The sequence below is a fragment of the Fretibacterium fastidiosum genome (assembly GCF_000210715.1).
In the GTDB taxonomy this organism is placed as follows: domain Bacteria; phylum Synergistota; class Synergistia; order Synergistales; family Aminobacteriaceae; genus Fretibacterium; species Fretibacterium fastidiosum.
This window is the reverse complement of record NC_021038.1, coordinates 1017735-1023559: the sequence shown is the minus strand read 5'-3', so window position 1 is coordinate 1023559 and position 5825 is coordinate 1017735. Positions and strand designations below refer to the sequence as shown.

Genomic DNA, 5825 nt, shown 5'->3' with positions numbered 1-5825 from the left:
GGAGGCGACCTCGATGGGGGAGAGGTCCTTCCGCTGGACGTTCTCGATGAGGGAGAGCTCGCGCGCTTCGGCCTCGGAGGCGGTCAGGATTCGGGCGGGGACCTCCCGCAGGCCCGCCAGGGCCGCCGCACGCCAGCGCCGCTCCCCGGCGACGATGCGGAGGCCTCCGTCCTCCTCCCTCCGCAGGAGGAGGGGCTGGAGGATGCCGTGGAGCTCGATGGACGCGGCCAGGTGCTTCAGCTCCTCCTCGTCCATCTCCTTCCGGGGCTGTTCCGGGTCCGGCCGGAGGTCCTCCAGGCGTACCCGGTAGATCTTCTCCAGGGCGGCGTCGCCCGCCCCGCTCCCCAGGAGGGCCGAGAACCCCTTGCCTAGGGCTTTTCGCTCAGCCATCGCTGGATGACCTCCTTCGCCAGGGCCTCGTAGGCGCGGGCCCCCGTGCTGTTGGCGTCGTAGTAGGCGATGGGTGAGCCGTAGCTCGGCGCCTCGGACAGGCGGACGTTGCGGGGGATCACCGCGTCGAACACGACGTCGCCGAACTGGCGGCGCACCTCCGCCATCACCTCGTTGCCCAGGCGGGTGCGCGAGTCGTAGAGGGTCAGGAGGATGCCCGATATCTCAAGCGACGGGTTCAGCGTCTCGTGGACCAGGTTCACCGTGCGGACCAGCTGGGTGACGCCCTCCAGCGCGTAGTACTCGCACTGAATGGGCACCAGGAGGCGGTCGCAGGCCGCCAGGGCGTTGAGGGTGAGGATGCCCAGGGAGGGGGGGCAGTCGATCAGGACGAGGTCGTATCCGCAGACCTTCTCCAGTTGGCGCTTGAGCTTGGACTCCCGGCTGATGGCGCTGGCCAGCTCGATCTCCGCACCGGCCAGGTCCAGTGACGAGGGCAGCAGGCTGACGTTCTTCCAGGCCGTCGTCAGGATGGCGTCCTGAATGGGGACGTCGCCGATGAGGACGTTGTAGACGCTCCTTCCCAGGGCCGAGGCGTTGACCCCAAGCCCGCTCGTCCCGTTGGCCTGGGGGTCCATGTCCACGAACAGGACGGAGTAGTCGTGTCGGCCCAGCTCGGCCGCCAGGTTGATGCAGGTGGTCGTCTTCCCCACGCCGCCCTTTTGATTGGATACAACGATCGTTGGAGCCTGATCGGACGTTGGCACTACAGCCACCAGCCTTTCATTGAAGCCGCGCCTGCGGGGCGCGGGTACGCGCGGGGACAGGGCCAAGCCTTCTCCCACAGGACGAGGCGGCGGGAGGACTCCGGCCCTCCGTACCCGTAGATGAGGGGCGCCCTGAGTCCCAGCCCCTGCCAGCGGCCGCGCACCTCCGCCAGCTCCGCGTCGAGCTTCGGCCCCTTGAAGGTGAGGAGAACCCCGCCCACCTCCACGAAGGGGGACAGGAGCTCCGCCGTGACGCCCGCGCTGGCTACGGCTCTGGCCCCAGCCAGGGCAAAGGACTCGCGCCGAGTGCGGGCGGCTTCCTCGCTTCGAGTGCAGAGGACCGTCACGTTGGAGAGCGCGAGGGCCTCCGCGATCTCCTGCACGGCGCGGCACTTCTTGCCGACGCTGTCCAGCAGGAGGATCCGGAGGTCCGGCCGGCAGATGGCCCAGACCAGTCCGGGAAGCCCGCCGCCGCTGCCGAGGTCGAGGACCTGTCCCGTGGGCGGCAGAAAGGGCACGGACTCAAGGCAGTCCGCGACGTGCAGGCTGTAGAGCTCCTCCGCGCCGCGCGTGCCCGTCAGGCGCGCCGTCGTGCAGGACGCCAGAAGGTCCGCGTAGCGGCGCAGGACCGCCCGATGCGTCTCCTCGATCTCGGCGGGGCCGGGACCCTGTGCGGGCGTGGCCCCGCCGAAGGAGGCCCTCTTTTTGTCCTTTTCTTCCCTCTCGCCCAAACCGTCCGCCCCCTGAAATTCGACCTCGGCCAGTGCCATCTATTCTATCATTAGTTCCGTCATTGCCGCCTGCCGTTTGTTGCCCCCGGCGTCCGCGGACGGCGGGGGGAGGCCGCGCGGACGCAGCCTCCCCTTCTAGCTTTCCACCGTCCCTGCCGTATCCTACCCGGCCCGCTCCTCCTCCATCAGCTTCAGGACGTCCGGAAAGAGCTCTAGGCTGCGGCGCAGGACGCCGTGCATCTGCGCGATGGCCATGCCGTAGTTGACGATGGGCGCGCCCGCGGCCTCCGCCTCTCCGATACGGCGCTGCATCTCCCGTTCGTTCAGCATACAGCCGCCGCAGTGGAGGACGAGGGAAACGCCCGACAGGTCCCTGGGGAAGTCCCCGCCGGAGGCGAAGTCGAAGCAGGGCCTCGCGCCGGCGTACCGCTCGATCCACCCCGGCATGAGGACGACCCCGATGTCGCCGCACTGGCGGTGGTGCGTGCAGCCCTCGGCGATCAGCACCCGGTCCCCGGTCCTGAGGCGCGAGAGCCGCCCCGCCCCACGGGCCAGGGCCGCCAGGTTCCCCTTGTACCGGGCGAAGAGGATGGAGAAGGAGGTGAGGGGCACGCAGGGGGGCACGTCCTGCGCGGCGCGGGCGAAGACCTTGGAGTCCGTGACGGCCAGGCGCGGAGGGCGGGTGAGCCCGGAGAGCGCCTCCGCGACCTCCGTCTCCTGACAGGCCACGACGATGGCGTGGGCGTCCAGGACCTCCCGGACCGTCTGCTGCTGCGGCAGGATCAGGCGCCCCTTCGGGGCGGAGCCGTCCTGGGGCATGATGAGGAGCACCGTGTCGCCGGGGGAGAGGAGGTCCGCAATGAGGCGCTTTTTGTCCTCCACGCTCCGGGCGAGGGCGGCAATCCGCTCCTTCAACTCTTCGACGTTCTCGCCGGTGACGGCGCTGACGCAGAGCTCGTCCCGGCCCGGCGCGGGGCGCTCCTCCGGCCTCAGCAGGTCCGCCTTGGTGCGGGCGATGAGGAAGGGGATGGCCCTCTCCTTCAGGAGGGCCAGCAGCCTGTGGTCGTGCTCCGTGAGCGGGCGCCGGGCGTCGGCCGCCAGGACCGCGGCGTCCGTCTCCGCCAGGATGCGGAGCGTCCTCTCCACGCGCAGGGCCCCAAGCGCCCCCTCGTCGTCCAGCCCCGGCGTGTCGATGATGAGCACGGGGCCAAGGGGCAGGAGCTCCATCGCCTTCCTCACCGGGTCGGTGGTGGTGCCCCCAACGTCCGAGACGATGGAAAGGTCCTGCCCGGTCACGGCGTTGACGAGGCTGGACTTGCCCGCGTTCCGAACCCCGAAGAAGGCCACGTGAACCCGCTCGCCCGACGGGGTGTCGTTCAGCCCCATGGCGTCCCCTAGAAGCGGAAGTCCCGCCGGTTGGAGTTCCGGATGGCCTCGATGTTCTCGCGTGCCGTCGCTCGCACCCTTTCGCGGGGGATGCGGTTCAGCTCGCGCGCCACCATCTCGTAGCCGATGCGCTTCGTCTCCGGGCTGGCGTAGTCCTCCAGGTACTCCGTCAAGGTCATCAGGGCGTTGGGATGGCAGCAGTTCAGGATCTGGCCGCTCTTGCACAGGCTCATGAACCGGTCTCCCGTGCGGCCCGCGCGGTAGCACGCCGTGCAGAAGGAGGGGATGTGCCCGCTGTCCATCAGCCAGCGGACGACCTCGTCCAGCGTGCGCTGATCGGAGACGTCGAACTGCTCCGTGTCGTGGGGGCGCTCCTCCTCCGTGTAGCCGCCGACGGAGGTACGGGACGCGCCGCTGACCTGGGAGATGCCCACCTGCAGCAGTCGTGCCCGCACCGCCTCGGACTCGCGGGTGGAGACGATCATGCCCGTGTAGGGCACGGCCAGCCGGATGCAGGCGGCGATCTTCGTGAAGGTGTCGTCGGAGATGGAGTTGTCGAAGACGTCGGGGTCGATGCCGTCGGCCCGCTTGACGCGCGGCACGCTGATGGTGTGGGGTCCCACGCCGTGAACCGCCTCCAGGTGTTCCGCGTGCATCAAAAGCCCGGCGAACTCGTAGCGGTATTTGTCGAGCCCGAACAGGACGCCCAGCCCCACGTCGTCGATGCCGCCGTCCATCGCCCGGTCCATCGCCTCGGTGTGGTAGTCGTAGTCGTGTTTGGGACCCGTGGGGTGCAGCTCGAGGTAGCCCTTCTTGTGGTAGGTCTCCTGGAAGAGGATGTAGGTGCCGATGCCCGCGTCCTTCAGTTTGCTGAAGTTCTCCACCGTGGTGGCGGCGATGTTGACGTTGACGCGCCGGATGTCGCCGTTCTTGTGGTGGACGCCGTAGATGGTCCTGATGCAGTCCAGGATGTACTCGATGGGGTTGTTGACCGGGTCCTCACCGGATTCGATGGCCAGCCGCTTGTGCCCCATATCCTGCAGCGCGACGACCTCGCGTCGGACCTCCTCCTGCGTCAGCTTCTTGCGCGGGATGGTCTTGTTCGCCGTGTGATAGGGACAGTAGAGGCAACCGTTGACGCAGTAGTTGGAGAGGTAGAGCGGCGCGAAGATCACGATGCGGTTTCCGTAGAACGCCAGCTTGATCTCCTCCGCCACCTCGTACATTCTCGCCACCTTGTCCGGCATCTCGCAGGCCAGGAGCACGGAGGCCTCCCGGTGGGTGAGGCCGCTGCACTGACAGCCCCCCGCGGTCCGACGCGGGCGCGCCTTCTCCAGGAGCTCGTCGATCAGGCGGACGTTCTCCTTGTTGCGGTCCGCGTAGTCCAGCGTCTCCAGGATCTCCTCGTCGTTGATGAACTCCGTTGCGCGGAGCGACTTTGGATCGTAAACAGCCATGGATGATCACCCCTTCTTTCAGGTCAGAACGTCGTCTTCCCTGTTAGATATTTTTAGGGAAACACTGATTAAGTCGTTGAGAACTGTCAACCGTATGGGCTCCCTTCAGCGTATGAAACTTCATCAGGCCGCGCGAAGCGCGTGGGGCTTGGGGCGTAGCCCCATTTTAAAATTTTAGGGAAGCGCTGAAGGATACCCTTTATTGATGTTCCTTGATTGCTTTCAACAATTTTTGAAGATTAATCAGCGCTTCCTTAACTATTATTAAGGTTTAGACGCTTTGAGGCGGCGACGCGCTCGCGTTCCATCGCGGGCGAATCAGGCGGGCCAGGCCTCCCGCTTGACGTCGCCTCGGTCCATGGAGAGGCGCCGGCCGATGCCGGCCATCCTGCGCGCGAGGCGCGCAAGGCCCTGAGCGGACTCCTCTCCGGTGCAGAGCTTGCCGTCGTAGATCGCGTACTTCTTCCGCACGGAGGCGGGGGAGAGGTTCGGCATCACGACGTTGGCGCCGGCCCGAATCCCCATCTCCCGACCCATGGGGGTGGACGGTCCCCAGCGCCGTCGTGGCGGGCAGCAGGACGGGCGGGTGGATGAGCCGGATGATGGAGAGGAGGTAGCAGGTCAGCTCCGCGCTTCCCGCCGGGCGGCCTCGGAACTCCGTGTCCGCCTGCGGGATGAAGGGGCCGATGCCGCACATCTCCGGCTTGAACGCTTCGATGAACTTCAGGTCCTTCGCCAGCTCCGCCGCGGTCTGAAAGGGGGACCCCACCATGAAGCCGCAGCCTGCCTGATAGCCGATCTCCTTCAGGTCCCGAAGGCAGCACATCCGGTTTGCAAAGGACATCTCGGGCGGGTGCAGCCTTGCGTAGTGGGCCGGGTCCGCCGTCTCGTGGCGCAGGAGGTAGCGGTCCGCGCCGGCGTCGAAGAGGCGCTGAAAGCTCGCCCTCCCGCGCTCGCCCAGGGAGAGCGTCACCGCAGAGCCGGGGCAGCGCGCCTTGATCTCCCGGACGAGCGCGCAGAGCACGGCGTCGGTGAAGTGGTCGTCTTCGCCGCCCTGCAGGACGAAGGTGCGGAAGCCGAGCTCGTAGCCCTCG

At 67.5% G+C, this 5825-nt stretch carries 6 protein-coding genes; all 6 read right to left on the bottom strand.

All coding sequences use genetic code 11. From position 1 onward, the window contains the following. Positions 1 to 390 (bottom strand): ParB/RepB/Spo0J family partition protein (locus SY1_RS04630; RefSeq protein ID WP_208872856.1); only part of this gene is annotated, 390 nt, incomplete at its 3' end. Continuing rightward, positions 369 to 1157, bottom strand: a complete 789-nt coding sequence (locus SY1_RS04625; protein WP_279369720.1) for a ParA family protein — start codon at positions 1155 to 1157, stop codon at positions 369 to 371. The genes SY1_RS04625 and SY1_RS04630, both read right to left, overlap by 22 nt. Continuing rightward, positions 1157 to 1927 (bottom strand): 16S rRNA (guanine(527)-N(7))-methyltransferase RsmG, encoded by a 771-nt coding sequence (rsmG, locus tag SY1_RS04620; protein WP_208872854.1) that lies wholly within the window; start codon positions 1925 to 1927, stop codon positions 1157 to 1159. The genes SY1_RS04625 and rsmG overlap by 1 nt, the downstream gene beginning before the upstream one ends. Positions 1928 to 2050: 123 nt before the next feature. Beyond that, entirely contained in the window at positions 2051 to 3274 is a 1224-nt protein-coding gene (hydF, locus tag SY1_RS04615; protein ID WP_015556337.1) for a [FeFe] hydrogenase H-cluster maturation GTPase HydF, read from the bottom strand. Positions 3275 to 3282: 8 nt separating this feature from the next. After that, positions 3283 to 4731 (bottom strand): [FeFe] hydrogenase H-cluster radical SAM maturase HydG, encoded by a 1449-nt coding sequence (gene hydG, locus SY1_RS04610; RefSeq protein ID WP_015556336.1) that lies wholly within the window; start codon positions 4729 to 4731, stop codon positions 3283 to 3285. A gap of 271 nt (positions 4732 to 5002) precedes the next feature. After that, positions 5003 to 5825: [FeFe] hydrogenase H-cluster radical SAM maturase HydE (gene hydE / locus SY1_RS04605; RefSeq protein ID WP_208872852.1), on the bottom strand; the 823-nt coding region annotated here is incomplete at its 5' end.